Annotated in this window: 17 protein-coding genes; 12 read left to right on the top strand and 5 right to left on the bottom strand. The window is 65.5% G+C overall.

The window, feature by feature from the left end; genetic code table 11:
* The 12 genes from GO608_RS10295 (at position 1) to GO608_RS10350 (ending at position 14,286) form a co-directional block, all read left to right on the top strand.
* Entirely contained in the window at positions 1–2,424 is a 2,424-nt protein-coding gene (locus tag GO608_RS10295; RefSeq protein WP_169199198.1) for an efflux RND transporter permease subunit, read from the top strand.
* A gap of 67 nt (positions 2,425–2,491) precedes the next feature.
* Positions 2,492–4,537 carry a DUF1302 family protein gene (locus tag GO608_RS10300; protein ID WP_169199199.1) on the top strand — a complete coding sequence of 682 codons (2,046 nt, stop codon included), beginning with the start codon at positions 2,492–2,494 and terminating at the stop codon, positions 4,535–4,537.
* A 25-nt stretch (positions 4,538–4,562) separates the two neighbouring features.
* Entirely contained in the window at positions 4,563–5,876 is a 1,314-nt protein-coding gene (locus GO608_RS10305; RefSeq protein ID WP_169199200.1) for a DUF1329 domain-containing protein, read from the top strand.
* A 215-nt stretch (positions 5,877–6,091) separates the two neighbouring features.
* The gene (gene bbsA / locus GO608_RS10310; RefSeq protein ID WP_169199201.1) at positions 6,092–6,535 is read left to right on the top strand and encodes a benzoylsuccinyl-CoA thiolase subunit BbsA; all 444 of its coding nucleotides are present in this window, start codon (positions 6,092–6,094) and stop codon (positions 6,533–6,535) included.
* A gap of 10 nt (positions 6,536–6,545) precedes the next feature.
* On the top strand, positions 6,546–7,715 hold the full coding sequence (bbsB, locus tag GO608_RS10315; protein ID WP_169199202.1) for a benzoylsuccinyl-CoA thiolase subunit BbsB: 1,170 nt from the start codon (positions 6,546–6,548) through the stop codon (positions 7,713–7,715).
* A 29-nt stretch (positions 7,716–7,744) separates the two neighbouring features.
* Positions 7,745–8,485, top strand: coding sequence for an SDR family NAD(P)-dependent oxidoreductase (locus GO608_RS10320; RefSeq protein ID WP_247003004.1), 741 nt, complete (start codon positions 7,745–7,747; stop codon positions 8,483–8,485).
* A 14-nt stretch (positions 8,486–8,499) separates the two neighbouring features.
* Entirely contained in the window at positions 8,500–9,246 is a 747-nt protein-coding gene (locus tag GO608_RS10325; protein WP_169199204.1) for an SDR family NAD(P)-dependent oxidoreductase, read from the top strand.
* Between the two features lie 47 nt (positions 9,247–9,293).
* Entirely contained in the window at positions 9,294–10,526 is a 1,233-nt protein-coding gene (locus GO608_RS10330) for a CaiB/BaiF CoA transferase family protein (RefSeq protein WP_169199205.1), read from the top strand.
* Positions 10,510–11,739, top strand: a complete 1,230-nt coding sequence (locus GO608_RS10335; protein WP_169199206.1) for a CaiB/BaiF CoA transferase family protein — start codon at positions 10,510–10,512, stop codon at positions 11,737–11,739. The genes GO608_RS10330 and GO608_RS10335 overlap by 17 nt, the downstream gene beginning before the upstream one ends.
* Before the next feature lie 80 nt (positions 11,740–11,819).
* Positions 11,820–12,104 carry a hypothetical protein gene (locus GO608_RS10340; protein ID WP_169199207.1) on the top strand — a complete coding sequence of 95 codons (285 nt, stop codon included), beginning with the start codon at positions 11,820–11,822 and terminating at the stop codon, positions 12,102–12,104.
* Positions 12,105–12,155: 51 nt separating this feature from the next.
* The gene (locus GO608_RS10345) at positions 12,156–13,376 is read left to right on the top strand and encodes an acyl-CoA dehydrogenase family protein (protein WP_169199208.1); all 1,221 of its coding nucleotides are present in this window, start codon (positions 12,156–12,158) and stop codon (positions 13,374–13,376) included.
* Positions 13,377–13,515: 139 nt separating this feature from the next.
* The gene (locus GO608_RS10350; RefSeq protein ID WP_169199209.1) at positions 13,516–14,286 is read left to right on the top strand and encodes an enoyl-CoA hydratase/isomerase family protein; all 771 of its coding nucleotides are present in this window, start codon (positions 13,516–13,518) and stop codon (positions 14,284–14,286) included.
* A 212-nt stretch (positions 14,287–14,498) separates the two neighbouring features.
* On the opposite strand, the gene GO608_RS10355 is transcribed toward GO608_RS10350, so the two are convergent.
* From GO608_RS10355 to GO608_RS10375, 5 genes are read right to left on the bottom strand one after another with little or no spacing between them, the layout of a single operon-like run.
* Positions 14,499–16,061: an amidohydrolase gene (locus GO608_RS10355; protein WP_169199210.1), complete on the bottom strand. Its 1,563-nt coding sequence runs from the start codon at positions 16,059–16,061 to the stop codon at positions 14,499–14,501.
* A complete protein-coding gene (locus GO608_RS10360; protein ID WP_169199211.1) occupies positions 16,058–17,002 on the bottom strand; it encodes an SDR family oxidoreductase in 945 nt (314 codons plus the stop codon). The genes GO608_RS10355 and GO608_RS10360 overlap by 4 nt, the downstream gene beginning before the upstream one ends.
* Positions 17,003–17,025: 23 nt before the next feature.
* Positions 17,026–17,949 carry a DUF4037 domain-containing protein gene (locus GO608_RS10365; RefSeq protein WP_169199212.1) on the bottom strand — a complete coding sequence of 308 codons (924 nt, stop codon included), beginning with the start codon at positions 17,947–17,949 and terminating at the stop codon, positions 17,026–17,028.
* A complete protein-coding gene (locus GO608_RS10370) occupies positions 17,946–18,527 on the bottom strand; it encodes a DUF4258 domain-containing protein (protein WP_169199213.1) in 582 nt (193 codons plus the stop codon). The genes GO608_RS10365 and GO608_RS10370 overlap by 4 nt, the downstream gene beginning before the upstream one ends.
* Complete coding sequence (locus GO608_RS10375; RefSeq protein WP_169199214.1) at positions 18,524–19,729, bottom strand: multidrug effflux MFS transporter; 1,206 nt, start codon at positions 19,727–19,729, stop codon at positions 18,524–18,526. Before GO608_RS10375 ends, GO608_RS10370 begins: the two co-directional genes overlap by 4 nt.
* Positions 19,730–19,745 lie beyond the last annotated feature (16 nt).

Raw genomic sequence — 19,745 nt, forward strand, 5'->3', positions numbered from 1 at the left:
ATGCGTCATCGTTTTACCCACGCCGTCCATCAGCTGGAGAACATCGTCTTCAGATTTCCGCGCGCGATCCTGGCGGCGATCCTTCTGGTGACGGTGTTCTTCGCATTGAAGGTTCCCGGGCTGCAGATCTACACGGCGTTCGAAGATCTGCTGCCGCAAAACCATCCCTACATCCAGTTGCACAACGAGATTCGCGGCAGTTTCGGCGGCGCCAGTCAGATCGTCGTCGCTCTCGAGGTCGAAGATGGAACCATCTTCACCAATGAAACGCTGTCGCGCCTGCATCGCCTGACGCAGGCGGTCGACAATCTGTCGAGCGTGAATCACAACCAGGTCTCCAGTCTCGCTCATCGAACGGTGCGCAAGATCTGGCTGACCGAGAGCGGCGAGATGATCTCGCGGCTGTACTACGATCCGACGCAGCCGAAACTCGGCATCGAAGAGCTCGAGGCGCTCAAGAACGACGTCATGGCCAACCCGCGCGTCTATGGCCTGCTCGTGTCGCCCGATCTCAAGTCGGCCTTGATCAAGGCCCAACTCAACGAGGCGGACGACATCGATTACGGCAAGACCTTCGCCGAACTGCAGGCGGTGCGCGCGCGCGAGGCCGCGGAGGGGGTCCGAATCCATGCGACCGGCAACCCGGTGCTGATCGGCTGGGTGTACACCTACCTGCCGCAGATCGTACAGATCTTCCTCTACACGCTCGCGCTGATGGTGGCGCTGCTGGTGATGTATTTCCGCCGTCTGTATGGCGTGCTGCTGCCCTTGCTCGGAATCGTGGTGTCATCGATCTGGGGGCTCGGCTTCATCTCGCTGATGGGGTGGAACCTCGATCCGCTGAACCTGGTGATTCCTTTCCTCATCGCGGCCCGTGCGATGTCGCACAGCATCCAACTGGTCGAGCGGTATTACTTCGAACTCGGCCGGACGAACAGTTCGCGGCAGGCCGCCCGCAACGCGTTCGACGATCTGTTCCGGCCCGGCTCGCTAGCGATCGTCGTCGATGCCGCAGGCATTCTCGTGCTGGCGCTGGGGGCGGCGCCGATCAACACGAAGATGGGCTATTACGCGGGGTTCTGGGCGTTTACCGTGGTGTTCACCGTGCTCCTCGTCGTGCCGCTGCTGCTGCTCGTCCTGCCGCAGCCGCGGGTGAGGGCGGAGCGCCCGAGCATACTGCGCAAGCTGGTCGTTAGGGTTTTCGGCGTGGTCGGCCACCGCAGCGGATCGATCGCGGTGCTGGCCGGGGCGGCCGTCCTCGTCACCACGGGCGCCTGGCTGAGTCTGGGCGTGCAGATCGGCGAAGCCGAGCCGGGAAGCCCGTTGCTCTATCCGCAGCACGACTACAACGTGTCGTCGCGCGCGATCAACCACAGCTTTCCCGGCTCGGAAGAGCTCTACATCGTGGCGAGGACGGCAGACAAAGGCGGGCTCAAGAATCCCGAAGTGCTGCGCGCGATCGAGTCGTTCCAGAAGACGATGCTGAACGATCCCAACGTCGGCGGTACGAAGGCATTGCCGGGACTGATCCGGTCGGTCAACGGCCTCATCCACAACACCGACCCGCGCTGGAATCAGATCCCCTCCGACCCGAACGAGATCGGCGGCCTGATGTTTACGTTCATGGCGGCGAGTCCGATCCCGGGGGCGCTGAACGAATACACCAACACCGACGAGAATCTCGCCAACGTCGTCTTCTTCTACAAGGACCATCAGGCGCAAACCATCGATCGCGCGATCGCGCTGGCGAAGGAGGGGATCGACGCGCCGTCGAGCAAGGCGCCCGGTCTGAGCATCGAGTTGGCCGGCGGCATGATCGGAGTCAACGCGGCGATCAACGATGCGGTCCGCCACGATAACTTCCTGATCGTCCCCCTGGTGCTCGCGCTGTCGTTCGCCTTCGTGTGGGCCTTCTACGGCTCACTGCACGCGGGGTGGCTGATGGTGCTGCCGATGATCTTCGCCACCGTGATGACTTACGCGTACATGAGCGTCCAACACATCGGCATGAACGTCAATACCGTGCCGGTGATCGCCGTCGGCATCGGGGTCGGCATCGATTATGCGATCTACATCATGAATCGCATCCGTGAAGAGATGGCGGTGTTGCAGGACCTCCGCCGGGCAGTCCTGAAGGCGATCGCGACAACCGGATTCGCGGTCTCCTTCACCGCCATGACGCTGATTGCCGGCGTCGTGATGTGGATCCTGCTGTCGGACCTGCGCTTCCAGTCGGATGCCGCGCTGCTGCTCAGCCTGATGCTGATCCTGAACGTCGTGGCGGCGATGCTGCTGGTGCCGGCGTGGGTCATGATCTTCAAGCCGCGCTTCATCACCGCGGTGTATCTCGACGAGGACGAGGTGCTCCAGATTCGCGAGCCGGAGCCGCAAGGGCCCAGCGTCGCGCTCGCCCAAGGGGCGTAACGGCGCCCCGGGCGGGCGCAAGACTCGAACAAGAACCCACAGGGTCCACCAAAGGAGGAAATGCTGTATGCACACGGCAGGGGAGTTTTCGCGTCCAAAAATCAGAATTCTCGTCGCGGCGCTGTCACTGACGGTAGGAGGACCGTTGCTGGCGGCCGACGAGAACCTTCCGGACCTGGCGGGCGGCGCTTCGCCCTGGGCTGCGGATGTCTATTACGAGAACCACACCGCCCGGCGCCGGCACGCGGGGCTCGCCAAGTTCCGCAATACGCTGCAGGTCGAAGCCGACAAGCAGATCGGCGATGGCTGGGCCGTCCGCGGCATTCTGCGGGGCAGCTGGGATGGCGTGTACCGGATGAACAAGGACGAGTACGGCCGCCGCGCCGGCGGCCCGATCCTGCTCGAAAACACGGCTGCGCCGCTGTTGCCGCCGGTGCCGACCACTGCCGGCACGCCGCTCAATCTGCCCCAGGTTCCGCACGGCGGGGGCATCAACAACCCGATCGGCACCGCGATCGGGCTGCCGCCGACAAACGCTTTCGGCTTCGATCTCGCCGCCAATCCGAACGACGCGATGCGCGTGCTCGGCGACCGCTGGCACCGGACCGAGGGCGGTATCGCTTTCGGTGTCCCGGTCCGGCCATGCGACAGCGATTCGCGAGGATGCCGGAATTTCGGCGGCTACGGCGACCTCGACGTGCACGAGCTCGAAACGCCGGAGTTCAACGACCGGCTCGATTTCCTGCGCGAGCTCTACGCGAAGAAGACGATCCCGCTTGCGGACGGCACCGAACTCTTCGTCAAGCTCGGTCGCCAGCAGGTGGTCTGGGGGCGCACGGATCTTTTCCGCGTCCTAGACGTCGTCAACCCCGTCGATTACTCGCGCAACAACATCTACGACGAACTGCAGGATATCCGGATCCCGATGTGGATCGCGCAGGCCGAGTATCGCATGGGGGCGAGCGAGGCCATGCAGGACCGGAACGTGCAAGTGGTGTGGAATTTCGACAAGTTTCGGCCAAGCAACCTCGGTCAGTGCGGTTCTCCGAATGTCATGCTCGATGCCAGCTGCTACTTCCGTGGCATGGCCAATCTGTGGGACAACGGCGGCACCGTCGCCAATTTCGCCTCCGTGCCGCCGGGAACCGCGGGCGCGTGGGCGGCGACTGACTTCGGACCGCACCAGATCGGCATCCGCAAGGTCCATCTGCCCGAATGGTCGCTCGCGAACACGCAGCTTGGGGTGAAGTACGAGGGGGTGACTAAGGACGGCCTCGCGTTCTCGATCAATGCGCTGACCTACCGCTCGCAACTGCCGAGCCTGCATGCCTTCGGCACTGGCACGGTGAACCCCTTCACTGGCGCGAGCGGCAATACGACGCCACCGGCGGCGGGTGTCCCGGTCAGCCACCTGATCGCCTTCGACGTCCATTACCCGCGCGTCAACCTCATCGGCGGATCGCTCGATTTCCAGATCCCGGACGCCGACGTCGCGGTCCGCATGGAAACCGCGCTGACCCGCGGCGAGGAGTTCGCCAACACGGCCCGGCCCAGGTTGTACTCGAAGAACAAAGTGCTGCGGACGGTGATCGGCGTGGACCGTCCGACTTTCATCCCCTTCATCAGCAAGACGCGGGCGACGTTGGTTTCGGCGCAGTTGTTCTGGCAGCACATTTTCGATCACGAGCAGCACGACGGTCCGCTCGGCAAGACCGGCATGGTCGACTGGAAGGACAACCTGACCGGCACGCTGCTGATCAAGGGCTTTCTGGCGAACGACCGCGTGAGCCCGCAGGTGATCATGGCACGGGAGTTCCGCGCGAAGGCCTATACCGTGGCGCCGCAGATCGAATGGAGCGTGACCGACGACTTCAAGCTCACCTTCGGGGCCAACTTCAAGTACGGCAGCGGCAATGACCACTTCAAGTTCGATGACTGCCGTTCGTGCAACCCCTATCCGCCGTTCACCACCTACACCGCCTCCGGACAGCCGTTCGTGCCTGGATCGGCGGGTCTGTCGGGCTTCGAGCCGCTCGGTCGCTTCCGCGCCGGACCGATCGGCGCCGCAGTGGCGGAGGACGACATCTACCTGATGGTCCGCTATCGGTTCTGATAATCATCGAGAGGAGACAGTGAAAATGATCAAGCATCTTTCGAAGCTGGGCGCCATTCCGTTCGCATTGGCCTGCGCGGCCGGCGCGCTGCACGCGGCCACCGAGGCCGACGTGGAGAAATCCCTCTACCCGTACAAGGGCGGCGTGCCGTCGGCCCCGGGCGTGACGCCTGGGACCGTCATCAACAAGGGCAATGTGTCGTCGTTCGAGGCGGTGCTCGACCCGAGCCTGCTGCGGCACCTTCAGGAAGGGGCAGTGGAAATTACCGTCGGACCGACGACATCGTTCGACCTCCATAAAAGCTACGTCGACGCGACGAAGGAGAACGTCGCCAACGTCAAACTCGGCGCCAAGCCCGGTGAACTCGTCGGATATGTTTCGGGGCGGCCTTTTGTGGAAGAACCTGACGCGGCAGATCCGCGGGCAGGCGAAAAGCTCGCGTGGAATTACCGTTATGGCATGAACTGGGGCGACGGTTTGGCAATTTCACCGTTTTACTGGCAGTACCGCAATATGGACAGCGGCAAGGTCGAGCGCAACATTCTGTTCAATTTCTATTTTCTTAAGTATTCGCATCGTGTGAACCAGGCTCCCACGCCAGAAATTACGCCGAATCCATCGAAGATATTTCGGGCTACCTACGTAAAGGTGCAAGAGCCACAAGACGTCAAGAACACGCAGCTGCTGCTCCAGCGCTACGAGGACGACCTGAAGCAGGACGACGCCTACCTCTATCTCGGCTTCCAGCGCCGCGTGCGCCGCCTGTCGACCGGGCAGACTACGGACGCTTTTCTTGGCTCCGACATCATGATCGAGGACTTCGAGGGCTACAACGGCCGGATTTCTGACATGAACTGGAAATACAAGGGAACCGCCAACATGTTGATGCCGTTTTATAACCACAACGACATGAAGCTGTCGGATGAATACAAGGAGGCAGACGGATATAAATATGTCTCTTTCGGCGGCCAAGGCGGTTGCTTCCCGAACATTACGTGGCAGTTGCGCAAGGTGTACATCCTGGAGTCGTCTCCGTTGGACCCCAATCATCCGGTAAGCAGACGGGTTCATTACATGGACGCGCAAACATCAGCAATGTCGCGAACGATCGTGTATGACCGCAAGGGCGATCTTTGGAAGATCTTCATGGTCGGTGTATCACACCCTGATTTTCATCTCGCAAAGAACAAGGATTCCGGAGTGGTCTTGTTTGACAACTTCAGCATGATCGATCTCCAGGCCAAGCACTGCACCACCGGACAGTTCAAGGGGCAGGCCGACCCGCAGATGGTCCCGGTCAACCTCTTCAACGTGCAGAACATGCGCGGTGGAAACTGAATCGACCCCCTTTCTTGTGGATATCCTCCCCAGAAATTTCGCGCGCCATTCGGCGCGCTTTTTTTTTCTTGCGACGGCCGGCAACGCGTGGCTCCGCGGCCTTGCCCGTCGGGGGTTGCCCCCTAGCGTTTAGGTGTTCGCACCAATTGTTGATCTCCGGCCGCAGCGCTTTAATCACCACAGGTTGAACACGAAAGAATTGCTACGGAGGCGTCATGTCAGATCAAAAACCGAACAAGAAGCCGGAAAAGAAGCCGGATATCACATTCTTCCACCCCGATTTGCTCGAAGCGCCCGCCGACGGCAGCGCGCCCTATCTCAAGGGCTATCGCTGCAGGAAATGCGGACAGCTCGATTTCCCGAAACTGAGCCCGTGCCCGAGCTGCTGGGGAGAGGAGTTCGACGTCGTGCCGCTGAGTCGGCAGGGGAAGCTGTACAGCTTCAGCGACAACTTCATCGGCCAGGCGGGAATGAAAACGCCGTATTCGTTCGGCTATATCGACCTCCCGGAAAACCTGCGGATCTTCGCGCAGCTGGAAGGCGAGCCGGGCAGCTTCCGCTGCGACGACGACGTCGAGCTGACGGTCGGTCCCGTGCGCGACAACCGCGATGGCGTGCCGCTGGTCAGCTACAAGTTCCGCAAGCTCAATTCTCGGTGAGTGACGACAAATGAAACTGCAGCGCAAGGTCTATATCGCCGGCGTCGGCGAGACGAAATTCGGCCGGCATGAAGTCGATTTCGACGTGCTCGGCCGGGCCGCAGCCCTCGAGGCGTTGAGGGCTTCGAACATCGACCGCCCGACGATGGTGCAGAGCGCCTACGTCGGCAACGGCACCAACGGCATGGTCACCGGGCAGACCGTGCTCAAGGATCTCGGCATGTGCGGCCATCTGCCGATCATCAACGTCGAGAGCGCCTGCTCGGCAGGCGGCATGGCAGTCCATATGGCCGTGCGCGATGTTGCACTGGGGCTCGCCGACGTCGCGATCGGCATCGGCTGCGAGAACCACACGCTGCACATGGCGCAGGGCACGGCGTTCGCGACGGCGATGTCGGACATCGAGACGGTGCATGGCGCGGTGATGACCGGCAAGTACGCGATGCGCGCGCAGCGCTACATGTACGAGACCGGCGCCACGGCCGAGGACCTGGCGATGATCACGGTGAAGAACCGCCGGCACGCGACCAACAACCCGTATGCGTGGTTCAAGGGCGAGATTTCGGTCGAGGAGGTCGTCAGGTCGCGCGTCGTCGCCTCGCCGCTGACGCTGCAGCAGTGTTGCGGCATCGCCGACGGGGCCGGTGCGGTCGTCGTGTGCTCAGAACGGATGGTGAAGAAGCTCGGCATCGACAAGCCGATCCTCGTCGCCGGTTCGGTCGTGCGCTCCGGGCCGTACCACAACCGGCCGCGCGACATCACCGGCGACGACATCACCGAGGAAACGGCGGCGCAGCTCTACGAAGAGTCGGGCATCGGCCCCGAGGACGTGAATATCGTCGAGCTGCATGACGCCTTCACGATCGCCGAGCTGCTGTATTACGAGTGCCTCGGCCTGTGCCCGAAAGGCGAAGGGCTGAAGTTCCTGCGCGACGGCAACGCGACGCACGGCGGCAAATGCGTCGTCAGCCCGCGCGGCGGCATGCTGTCGTACGGACACCCGATCGGCGCGTCGGGCGCGGCGCAAATCGCCGCGAGCGTCAAGCAGATGCGCAATCAGTGCCCCGGCTACCAGGTCGATCCGGTGCCGCGCGTGGCGATGACGCACGTGACGGGCGGCGGGTTGTCGGGCACGGAACACGCGGCATGCACGATGCACATGCTGGTGAGCGACTGGTAACAGGGGGGGATGGGGCGATGGAATCGAATATGAAAGATAGGGTGGCGTTGATCGTCAATGCCGACGATCCGGTCGGCGAGGCGGTCGCGTTGCGGCTCGCCCGCCCCGGCACGCAACTCGCGCTCGTCGGCGCCGACGCAGGCAGGCTCGACAGGCTCGCGTCACGACTCGCCGAGAAGAGGGTAGCGGTGATCGCAGTGGTAACGGACGCGGTCGAGCCGGGAGAAATCCGGGACACGGTGGCGCGGGTGATGGCGCGCTACGGTCGGATCGACATCCTGGTGCAAAACGAAAGCGTGCTGACTGCCAAGCCGTTGCAGGACATTTCGGACGCCGACGTCGGCGCCGCTCTCGGGGCGGGCCTCGCGGGCCCGTTCCACTACCTGCGCGAAGTCGTTCCGGGGATGCGCGAGCGCGGCTTCGGACGGGTGGTCAATATCAGCGACATTCGTTATCTCGGCCTCGCGGCGAGCGCCAACGTCGCCGCAGCGCGTGCAGGCCTGTTCGGGCTCACGCGGGCGCTGGCGCTGGAATCAGCGCGCGACGGCGTTACGGTGAGCACGGTCGTCATGGGCGACCTCGACAACGACGCGACACCTGCGGCCGAGCGGGAAAAGCTTGCCGCCGGCATTCCGGTGAAGCGGCTGGGCACCCCCGCCGACGTTGCCAACGCAGTCGGCTTTCTCGCGGCTGACAGCTCGAAGTACGTGACCGGGCAGACGCTTTTCGTCTGCGGCGGCAAGAGCGCGTACTTTTCGATGTCGATTTGATCACGGAGGCGGCAATGGGAATTCGCAACAGGGTCGCGCTGATCACGGGGTCGGCGAGCGGCATGGGCAGGCAGACGGCGCTGCGTTTCGCCGAGCGCGGGGCGGCGGTCGTCATCAACGACATCGATGCGGAGAAGGTGCGCGCGACGGTCGAGGAGTTCAGCGCACTGGGGCACCGCGTGCTCGGCGCGGTCGCCGACATCAGCAACAAGGCGGCGGTCGACGGCATGGTGCAGCAGACCGTCGACGCGTTCGGGCGCATCGACATCCTCGTCAATAACGCCGGCATGGAGCGGGCAGGGGCGCTGCGCAAGTTGAGCGAGGCCGACTGGGACCTCACCGTCGACGTCAACCTCAAAGGCACGTTCCTCTGCACGCAGGCGGTGCATGGGCACATGGTCGAGAACAAGCACGGGCGCGTCGTCAACATCGCCTCCCGCGCGTGGCTCGGCGGTGCCGGCCAGACGCCGTACTCGTCCGCGAAGGCCGGTGTCGTCGGCATGACGCGGGCGCTCGCGATCGAGCTCGGCCGCGCCGGGATCACCGTCAATTGTGTCGCGCCGGGCCTGATCCACACGCCGATGTGGGACGAGCTGCCCGAGAAGGATCAGCAGTTCCTGCTGTCGCGCCAGCCGACGGGCAAGCTCGGCGAGCCCGACGACATCGCCAACACGCTGCTCTTCCTCGCCGACGACGATGCCGGTTTCGTCACCGGCCAAGTGCTGTACGTGTGCGGTGGGCGGAGCCTGTTCGCGGGCTGATGCGGTAATACTCGGACTCGGCGGTCGGTCGGCAAGGGGAAGGTGACATGGGACAGGATTTCTCCCGATTCAGGGTGCTGGACATGACCGGCGAACTCGGGCCGTACGCGGCCAAGATGTTCGCCGGGCTCGGTGCCGACGTGATCCACGTGGAGTCGCCCGCAGGCGATCCGCTGCGCCGCGTCGGCCCGTGGTTCGGCGACCGGCGCGACAGCCAGGCGAGCCTGCAGTACCTCTACTACAACGCGGGCAAGCGCGGCATCGCGGTCGATCTCGAGCACGAGGCGGGACGCACCGCGTTCCAAAGGCTGTGCGACGGCGCCGATCTGCTGATCGAGAGCTGCCGCCCCGGTTATCTGGACGGGCTCGGCCTGTCCTACGAGGTCCTGAGCGGCGACAACGCGCGGCTCGTGCAGACGTCGATCACACCGTTCGGGCGCACCGGACCGATGGCCGCATCCCCGGGCTCGGATCTCACCTGTTCGGCGTTGAGCGGCTTTCTCTACCTTGCGGGTGTCGAGGGCGACAAGCCGGTGCGCGCGCCCGACAACCAGGCGTACCGGATGGCCGAGGCCTATGCGGCCGTCGGCAGCGCGATCGCGCTGTTCAGCGCGCAGCGCACCGGCCGCGGCCAAGTCGTCGACGTCGCATGCATCGAAGCGCAGGCGATGGCGCTCGAGAACGCGGCGCAGTTCTGGGACCTGGAAGGCAAGATCCGGCGCGGCCGTGGGCGCGAGGCGGGCAGCGCGACGCTGCACCCGTGCGCCGACGGGTTCATCGCGCTGGTCGCGATCATGGGCCGCAACAAGCCGATGTGGACGCCGTTCGTGCGCTGGATGGAGGCCGAACGCGTCGAGGAGTGGGAAGTCCTCGACGACGACAAGTGGATCGACTATGCGTACCGGACTTCGGAGGAGGGTTACGCGACCTTCTGCCGCGTCTTCGAGCGTTACACGGGCACGCGCAGCAAAGCCTATCTGTACGAGACCGGGCAGCGCTTCAACGTCGCGGTGACGCCGGTCAGCGACGGCCGCGACTTGCTCGCGAATCCGCAACTCGCGCATCGCGGCTTCTGGCAGACGCAGTTCAACGACACGCTCGGCGCCGACGTCACCTATCCGGGCGCGCCGTACGAATTCGGCGAAATGCAGTGGCGGCTCGGGCGCAATGCGCCGCGGCTCGGCGAGCACACGCGGGAAGTCCTCGCCGAGTGCGGGTATTCGGCGGCGGAAATCGACAATCTGGTGCGGGAGGGGGCGGTGTATGCCGAACAGCGTTGAGCGTGCCCTGGAGGGCATCGTCGTCTGCGATTTCTCGTGGGTCGGCGCCGGTCCGATCGCGACGAGCGTGCTGGCGCAGTGCGGCGCGGACGTGATCAGGATCGAGAGCGTCAAGCGCCCGGACACGCTGCGCCGGGGCGAGCCGTTCAAGGACGGCATCGGCACCGGTCTCGACCGCAGCGGCTATTTCGCGGCGCGCAACGCGAACAAGCGCGACATCGCACTCGACATGAACCATCCGAGTGCCCGCGAAGTCGCGGTGCGGCTGATCGCGAAGAGCGACATCGTCATCAACAACTTCCGCGTCGGCCAGATGGAGAAGTGGAAGCTCGGCTGGGACGAGGTGCAGAAGATCAACCCGCGCGCGATCTACGTGACGATGAGCATGCAGGGCACCGACGGGCCGCACAGCCGCTACATGGGCTACGGGGTGAATCTGAATGCGCTGTGCGGCCTGACGGCGCGCGCGGGCTTTCCCGGCGCGCCGCCGTTCGGCACCGGCACGAACTACACCGACCACGTGATGGTGCCGACGCACACGCTGTTCGGAATCATGGCGGCGTTGCTCGAGCGCGAGGTCACCGGGCGCGGCCAGACGGTCAGCCTGTCGCAGCTCGAGTCGGCGATCTCGATGACGCCGAGCGCGCCGATGGCGTTCGCCGCCAACGGCGAGGTGCTCGGGCCGCAAGGATACGGCGACGCGGAGGCCGCGCCGCACGGTGTCTATACGACGCTCGGCTACCGCAAATGGATCGCGATCGCGGTGTTCGACGACACGCAATGGGCCGCGCTGCGCCGCGTGATGGGCAATCCGCCGTGGGCCGAGGACGACCACTTCGCGAGTGCGGAAATGCGCCGCCGCTACGCGGCCGAGCTCGACGAGCGCATCGAGGCCTGGACTGCGACGCAGTACGGCGACTGGCTGATGGAAGCGCTGCTCGCAGCGGGCGTGCCGGCCGGCGAGGTGCGCGACGCGCGCGAGGCGATCGAGGACGAGCATCTGCGCCGGCGTGGTTTCTGGGCCTATCTCGAGCACCCGGAGGTTGGCGTCACGCTCTACAACCGCGCGCCGATCGTGTTCTCGCGCACGCCGCTCGAGATGAAGACCGCGGCGCCGTCGATCGGGCAGCACACCCGCGAGGTGCTCGCCGGGATGCTGGGTTATTCGCATGACGAAATCGAGAATCTGGTCAGTCACGAAGTCCTGGTGTGAGGGACCTTGGCCAGTGTTGTGGGCGGGCGCCGATGAAGCCAGAAGGGCGGCCGCGAGTCCAGCAAAAAGGAGGATGAATCATGCATGAGCAAGACCTGCGGCAAACCGGAGCAGCCAATTCCATTCCGGCCGGCCTCTCGCAATACATCTGTCCCGAATGCGGCATATCCGTGAGCGCCGGCGAATACCACCCGTATGCGGCCTGCCTGATGGTCGGCGGCTGTCACGACGGCGCGACGATCCGCGAGGCGCTGATGGCCGTTTTCGAAGATGGCATGCGAGTGGCCGCGGAGAAATGCCGCTGCGGCGGCGGCGACGCGCTGGCGGACAAGATCGAGTCGTTGATGCGCTCGGACGCCGATTGAAGGCCGGAATTGGCGCAGCGGGCCCGATAAACACAGGACAAGAGACGAAAAATGGATTTTTCCCTATCCGAAGAACAGACGATGCTCAAGGAGGTGGCGTTGCGGTTCACCACCAACGAGCTGATGCCGCTGGAAAAGGTCCTGCTGGAGCGGGAAATGCGGATGTGGACCGACGGGTACACGCTGCTGCCGGCCGCCGATCACGAGCGGCTGATGAAGATCACCCGGGAGATGGGCTTCTGGGGCATCGAGGTCGACGAGAAGCTCGGCGGGCAGGGGCTCGGCATGTTCGCCAAGACGCTGGTCGTCGAGGAGATGTCGAAGTCGCTGGTCGGCTTCTCGCACCACGGCTTCACCCTGCCGCCCGATGCCCCCAATCTCTACTATCTGGAGGAGTGCGGCTCTCCGGCGCAGCGCGAGAAGTACGTGCGCCGCTACTGCCGGGGCGAGATCGATTCCGCGATGATGGCGACCGAGCCGGGCGCGGGCTCCGACATCAGCGGGCTCACGACGACGGCGGTGCGCGAGAACGGCCAGTGGGTCATCAACGGCTCGAAGATCTTCATCAGCAAGTGCGACAAGGATGAACTGTTCTTCATCTGCCTCGCGGTGACCGACAAGGCGGCGCCGACCAAGCGGCGTTTCACCGCGTTCATCCTCGACAAGGACACGCCGGGCCTGCGCATCGGCGCCGAGATCCCGGTGATCGGCGCGATGCCGAGCTGGACCGTCTATCTCGACAACGTGCGGGTCGGGGACGACGCCGTGCTGGGCGAAGTCGGCGACGCGTTCATCCCGTTGCAGAATCGCTTCGGCGTGCGGCGGATCGAACTCGCGGCGCATTGCACCGGCATGGCCGAGCGGCTGATCCAGATGATGATCGACCAGGCGAACCTGCGGAAGACGTTCGGTGAGCCGCTCGCCGAGCGGCAGACGGTGCAGAACTGGATCGCCGATTCGACCGTCGAGCTCGAGCAGGTCCGGCTGCAGCTCTACTTCACCGCGTGGAAATCGGACCAGGGGCACAAGGACCTGCGCATCGAGGCATCGTCGCTGAAGATCGCCGCCACCGAAATGCTCACGCGCATCGCCGACCGCGCGATCCAGTTGTACGGCGGGCTGGGCCTGTCGCGCGAGCTGGGCATTGAATACGTTGCGCGCATGGTCCGCATCTGGCGGATCGTCGAGGGTGCGTCGGAAGTCCATCGCATCTCGATCGCGAAGAAGCTGCTGGCTGACGGCAAGACCTACAGTCCGTTCGTTGCCGGCTGAAGCGCACACAGACCGCAGGCAGTTATGAATGCGTCAATTTAGACCGTTCGAGCTGAGCCTGTCGAAGCCCTGCCAACGCCCTTCGACAAGCTCAGGGCGAACGGCTGTATTTGACTACCGCCCTGATAGGAGAACCGCAATGCCGGTAACGCTCGAAGTATCGAATCACGTCGCCTATGTCACGTTGAACCGTCCCGAAGCGATGAACTCGCTCGATCCGGAATCGACCGCCGACCTGACCGAAATCTGGACGCGCGTGCGCACCGATCCGGACATCCGCGTCGCCGTGCTGACCGGTGCCGGCGAAAAGGCGTTCTGCACCGGGACGGACATGAAGAAGGCGCCGCCGCCGACCGAGTGCATGGCCGCGACCTACCTGCGCGACGGTCAGCCGGTCCTGCCGCACATGAAGATGTGGAAGCCGATCATCGCCGCGATCAACGGCTATGCCGTCGGCGGGGGGCTCGAGATGGCGCTCGCGTGTGATCTGCGCATCGCGTCGTCGAACGCGAAGTTCGGGCTGACCGAAGTCAAGGTCGCGAGCCTCGCCGGCCTGAATGGCACGCAGGCGCTTCCGCGCGCAGTGCCGCAGGCGGTGGCGATGAAGATGTTGCTGACAGGCGAGATGATTTCGGCCGACGAGGCACTGCGCTACGGGCTCGTCAGCGACGTGGTCGAGCCGTCGGCGCTCGCCGATCTCGCGCGAACGTACGCGGAGAAGATTGCCAGCGCGGCACCGCTGAGTGTGCAGGCGACCAAACAGGCCGCGGTGCTGGGCCTGGATATGCCGCTCGAGCACGGGATCCTGTACTCGCACCTGCTGTGGGGCGTGCTGCGCGATACCGAGGATCGCAAGGAAGGTTTCAAGGCTTTCGGCGAGCGCCGCACACCCGAGTTCCGCGGCGCCTGACCGGGCGCCGGCGGATGGCGGTGGCCGCAGCGCGGGGCGGCGTACGGCGCCCCCCGCGCTCGGCCTACGCCTGCGGGTCAGTCCGACCTACGCTGGAGCCGCCCGTCGAGGCGACGGTGAACCGTAGGTCGAACTGAGCGCGACCCAGGGGTCACTGCGTCTGCGCGATGACCACGCGGGGGTATCCGGCACAAGGCCGGGGCTCCCTGGCGCTATCGCGCCCACACGATCCGTCCGCCGATCAGCGTCATGACGACCTGCGCGTGCTCGAGGTCGCCGACCGTGGTCCAGTCACCGGTACCCTCGATCACCACCAGATCGGCGCGCCGGCCGACTTCGATCGCCCCCGTCGCATCCTCGTCGCCAGCCGCGCACGCACCTCCGTAGGTGTAGAGGCGTAGCGCGTTTGCGACCGAAATCTCTTCCTCGGGCGCAACCTGCCGGCCTACGCTGTCGCAGCGCGTGACGGCCGCCTTCAACCCTTCGAGCGGTGCGCAGGACACCAGCGGTGCGTCGGAGCCGAACGCGAGCGGAATACGGTGACGCAGAAACGAGCGGAACGGAAAGAGCGGCGGCTGCGCCGGGTCGGGCGGGCGCGCGTGCAGCGTCGGCGCGACCAGTGGCAGCAGCGCGGGCTGCGCGATGACGAGCGCGCCGCTCGCGGCGAGGCGGTCCATCCACTCGCGGGGGCAGGCGGGGCAGTGCTCGAAGCGCGGGGGCAAGCGGGGCCGGAAGCCGACGTTGTCGAGCCACGCGAGCGTGCTCAGCGACCGCTGCAGCAACGTGAGGTCCGGGACGTGGAAGGCGAGCTGGAAACCAGCGTGGTGCGCCGCGAGCGCAGTGGTGTCGAGCAGTGCCTGCGGAGGGTGGGGGTCCCCCGTGCTCTCGTCGAGGGCGATCTTCGCCGCGCCGAGGCGCAGCACATCGGGCGCACAGTCGGGATGGACGCTTCCCGTGCGCAGTCCCTGCTCGGCGAACGCGCCCACGCTGTCGGCGCCGACGCACAGGGACACGCGCGGACTGAGGAGGCCGCGTCCCTTGTAGTCGGCCATCGCCTGCCAGTGCGCCGGCGTGTTCGACCAGCTCGTGTCCTGCAGTGTCGTGATCCCGCATTCGAGGAAGGCGCGGTCGGCAGCGCGCAGGCCGGCCTCGATCTCGTCCGCCGAGAGCGGCGGCAGCGCCGCGGCTACCTGTGCGTGGTTGCCGGAGACGATGCCGTTGACGCGCCCGCTTGCGGGATCGCGGTGGATCATGCCGGCGTCGGACGGTCCCGCCGACTCGTCGATGCCGCACAGTGCCAGCGCCCGGCTGTTGAGCACGCAATGCTGCCCGGAGCGCTCGACGACCATTGCCGGATGCGTGGGCGATGCGCGGTCGAGCTCCCAGCGCGTGGGCAGCCGCTGCTCGGCCAGGGTCACCGGGTCGCAGTTCGCCGCTCGCAGCCAGTTGCCCGGGCGCGTGTCAGCCGCGCGGGAGCGCAGCGCATGGACCAGATCGGTGATGTTGCACACGTGCAGCGGCGAGCAGTCGACGTAGCGGGTCGTCATCGCGAAAGCGACCGGATGACAGTGCGCGTCGTTGAACCCCGGAATCAGCGTCGCGCCTTGGCAGTCGACGAGCTGCGTATGCGGCCCGGCGAGGGTGGCGCGCGCCGAGCGGTCGCCGACGTGCAGGATCCGGCCGTCCCTGATCGCGACGAGATCGGCGCCGCGCCCACCCGCCAAGCGTTCGGGCGTGAAGGCGACGAGATTGAACAGGATCAGGTCGGCATTCATTGTGCGCCGGCGGCGACTGCCTCGCGCCGCTTGACCATCAGGTAGTACTTCAGTGATTCGCGCAGGCCGACGTGGAACGGCGTGTGCTCGAAGCCGAACAGGCGGTCGATCTTGGTGCCGTCATAGACGAGGTCCTCATCGATCGGGAAAGGCAGCGGCAAGTTCCGGTGCGCGATCTCCTCGGCAGGCAGGCGTAGCGTATCGACCGCTTTGCCGGTGATTTCGCCGAGCGCCTCGACGATGCGCGCGTAGGACACCACGTCGCCCGACGCGAGGTTGAAAGTTTCTCCGAAGGTCCGTGGCTCGTCGATGCAGCACCAGAGCATGTGGGCCATGTCGACGACCCAAATGAAGTTGAAGCGCGACGCCCCCGGTTCCGGGATCACGATGGGCTCGCGGGCGCGCAGGCGGTCGAAGAAATATGTCTCGCGCGGAGCGTAGTTGTAATAGCCGTAGATGATCGCCGGACGCAGCACGGTCAGCGCGATCCCCAGCCGCTCGCATTCGCGGCGCGCGGCCTGTTCGGCGAGGCATTTGTCGTAACCGTACGAGGCGTACTCGCCCAGCTCCGGCTGCGGCCCGTCGAGCAGCGGCGCGCGCTCGTCGACGGGCTGCTGCGTCGTCTTGCGGTACACCGTCGCGGTGCTGATCAGCAGATACTGGCCGACGGTGCCGCGCAGGTTGCCGAGCAGGGTTTCGACGTGGACCGGGGTGTAGGCGCAGAAATCGACGACGGCGTCCCATTCCAGGGCCGGAATCGCATCGCGCACCTGCTCGGGTCGCTCGCGGTCGCCGACGTGCTCGGTGACGCCGTCCATGCTTAGTGGCAGCTTGCCGCGGTTGAACACATGCAGCTCGATGTTCGCCCTCTTCAGTGCTTCCTCGACGAACACCCGGCCGGAAAAATAACTGCCGCCGATGACCAGTACCCGTTTTGCCATGAATATCTCCCGTGCTGCGTTTCTTAGCCGATCAGCACGCTCAGACGCCGCAATGCCGGATCGTCGATGTGCGCGTGGATCTGCGGACCCTGATCGACGAGAAAAGGACTGCCGGAGTCGGTCAGCCCTTCGGCCTGCAGTTCGGTGATCACAGCGGCGCACAACGTGTCGATGTGCGCCCGCTTTTCGTCGGCGTCGGCCGACGACACCAGCGCCGCAACCTGCGCATGGACGACATGGCCCAGGCGCGGCAGCGCAAGCAGGCCGCGGTGCAGCCATTTGTAATAGGGCGCGTAGCGACGGTTGAGCAGGTAGACCAGCGACATCAGGTCGTTGCAGAACTTGGTTTCCGCGTAGCGTGCGGCGAAGAGTTCGCCCCGGGTGAGTGTGCGCGCGAAGTTGTACTGGCCGGCCTGGCCGATCGACATGCAGCGCGCGGCGATCTTCGCGAGCCGCACATCGTCGGGATAGAAGGCGAGCAGCCGACGCCGGCGCCGCGAAAACTCGTCGAGCGGATCGTGGAAGACGCGGCCGGAGGTGCACGCCGCGAGATACTTTTCCGGGATGCGCAGCCAGTCGAAGAGCGTCTGCGGGTCCTCCGGATGGCCAAGGAACTGCTTGTACCAGGCGCCAATCTCGAGCACGCCGACGCGACCGCCACCCCATTCGGTGATCGAGCGCTCGAAGCCGGCGAACGACTTCGGCAGCCGATCGTAGGCGCGCTGCAGCGCCGCGCCGATCGCGGCGTAATCGGCGTCGGCCAACCACAGGCAGAATCCGGGTCCCCAGTCGTGGTCGCGCGACTGTTCGTCGTCGAAACCGAGGCAGTCGGAGCCGTCGCCGGCGAGCCCGGCTGCGATGCGCTCGCGGCAGGCGGCGAACTCGCCGTCGAGCAGCTCGTTGCCGTAGCGCTCGAAGTAGCGTTCGGCGAGTTGCAGACCGTTCACAGCGCCGCCGCGTAGTCCATGACGCCGACCGTCTCGCTGCCGGTGAAGGCCTGCTGCGCGATCAAGTCGTTGAGCCGCCGCCCGACCTCGGCGTCGACGTATTTTTCACCGCACTGCTGGCACAGGCCGGCCGGCACCTTCTTGATGACGTACAGCCGGCCTTCGAGGCGGTAGTCGAAATTGCCGACGGTGACCTGTTTGATGGCGCCACTGCAGAAAAAACAGGTCGTGATCGAATCGGACATGAGTTCTCCTAAAGAACGGTGCAACGCGGTGCGCCACAAGGGCGGCGCCGGCACGTAGGCGTGCGTGACGACGAGCCAGCTGTCGGCGCGCGGGGCAGCGATCGCATGAACCGGCTTGCCGCCGTGGACCGCGCACAGCAGGTACGCTGGGTCCCGCTCGCAATGCCGGTGTTCCTCGATGATCCGGCCGGTGCACAGCGCCGCTTCGATCTGTGCGATGGTGATGTTGCCGCCCATCAGCGAGCGGATCACGTGTTCGGACAGCACGTAGCGCGCCGCGAGGGCACAGGTGGCGATCCCCGCGGTTTCGCAGACGGGTTCCGGTCGGGTCATCGGAGGACCTCGTCGAGAAGGCGATAGCGGGAGAGCAGGCGTTCGGCGACGAACAGCGCGACCGCGAGCAGCGCGGAGACGGTGGCGAGCGGACGGAGCGTGCCGTCGTAGCTCGCGCCGACGAGTGTTGCGAACAAAAAAGCCGAGAGCATCGTCAGCGAGCCGAGCAGGGCCGCCGCGGTGCCGGCTTTTTCGGGAAAGGGCGCGACGGCGCCGCTTTGCGCGCAGGGACTGTTGATGCCGTGCGCAAGCGTGACGAGAAAGTGCGCGACGACGACAGTCGCCCAGTGCTGCACGCCCAATGCGAGCCCGGCGGCGAACGCCGTGCCCGCAGCGAGCGACACGGTGCTGCCAAGGCGCAGCGTGCGCGACAGTCCGTAGCGCGGGAGCATGCGCCGGCATGCCTGCGTGCCGACCAGGTAGCCGAGTACGCCGAGCGCGAAGCAGTAGCCAAAGTAGCGCGCCGGCACGCCGAGCACGTCGATGAGCGCGAATGATGCGCTGGAGATATAGACGAACACCATGCCGAAGGAGAGCGCCCCCGGCAGCGCGTATGCCCAGAACGCGGGGCTGCGCAGGAGCGCGGCGTAGTTGCGCAGCAGCGCAGTGGGCTGGATCGCTCTGGGATTGCGCTGCGTCATCGTCTTGGCGAAGCGCACGACCGAGGCGAGCGCGAGCGCGGCACCAGCGAGCGTCAGTAGCGCGAAGTTCGCGCGCCAGCCAAAGGTCGCCTGCAATTGGGCACCGACAACGGGCGCGAGCAGCAGCGCTACCGCGAGCACGCTCGTCGAGCGGGCGACCACGTGCGCGCCCTCACCGACGGGATAGGCGTCGCGGACCACCGCGCGGGCGATGACGGCGACGGTGCAGCTGCCGGCGGCCAGGGCGAAACGGGCGGCGATCAGCGCATCGATATCCGTGGCGAGTGAGCAGGTCATGCTTGCCGCGATATAAATCAGCAGGCCGGCGAGTAGGACCGGGCGCCGGCCGAAGCGATCCGACAGCGGCCCGCTGACGAGCTGCGACAAGGCGACGCCGAGTGCGAACATCGACAGCGTCAGCTGCACCGTGGCGGGCGGTACACGGAAGGACGATGCGAGCTCCGGCAGCGACGCCAGATAGAGGTCTGTCGACAACGGCTGCAACATCCAGAAGCCGGTGATCAGCCAGAGCAGGCGGATGGAGGCGCCGTGTCGCGGCACGGCTGCAGCGCACCCG

This window comes from Aromatoleum buckelii (genome assembly GCF_012910785.2).
GTDB classification, from domain to species: Bacteria; Pseudomonadota; Gammaproteobacteria; order Burkholderiales; family Rhodocyclaceae; genus Aromatoleum; species Aromatoleum buckelii.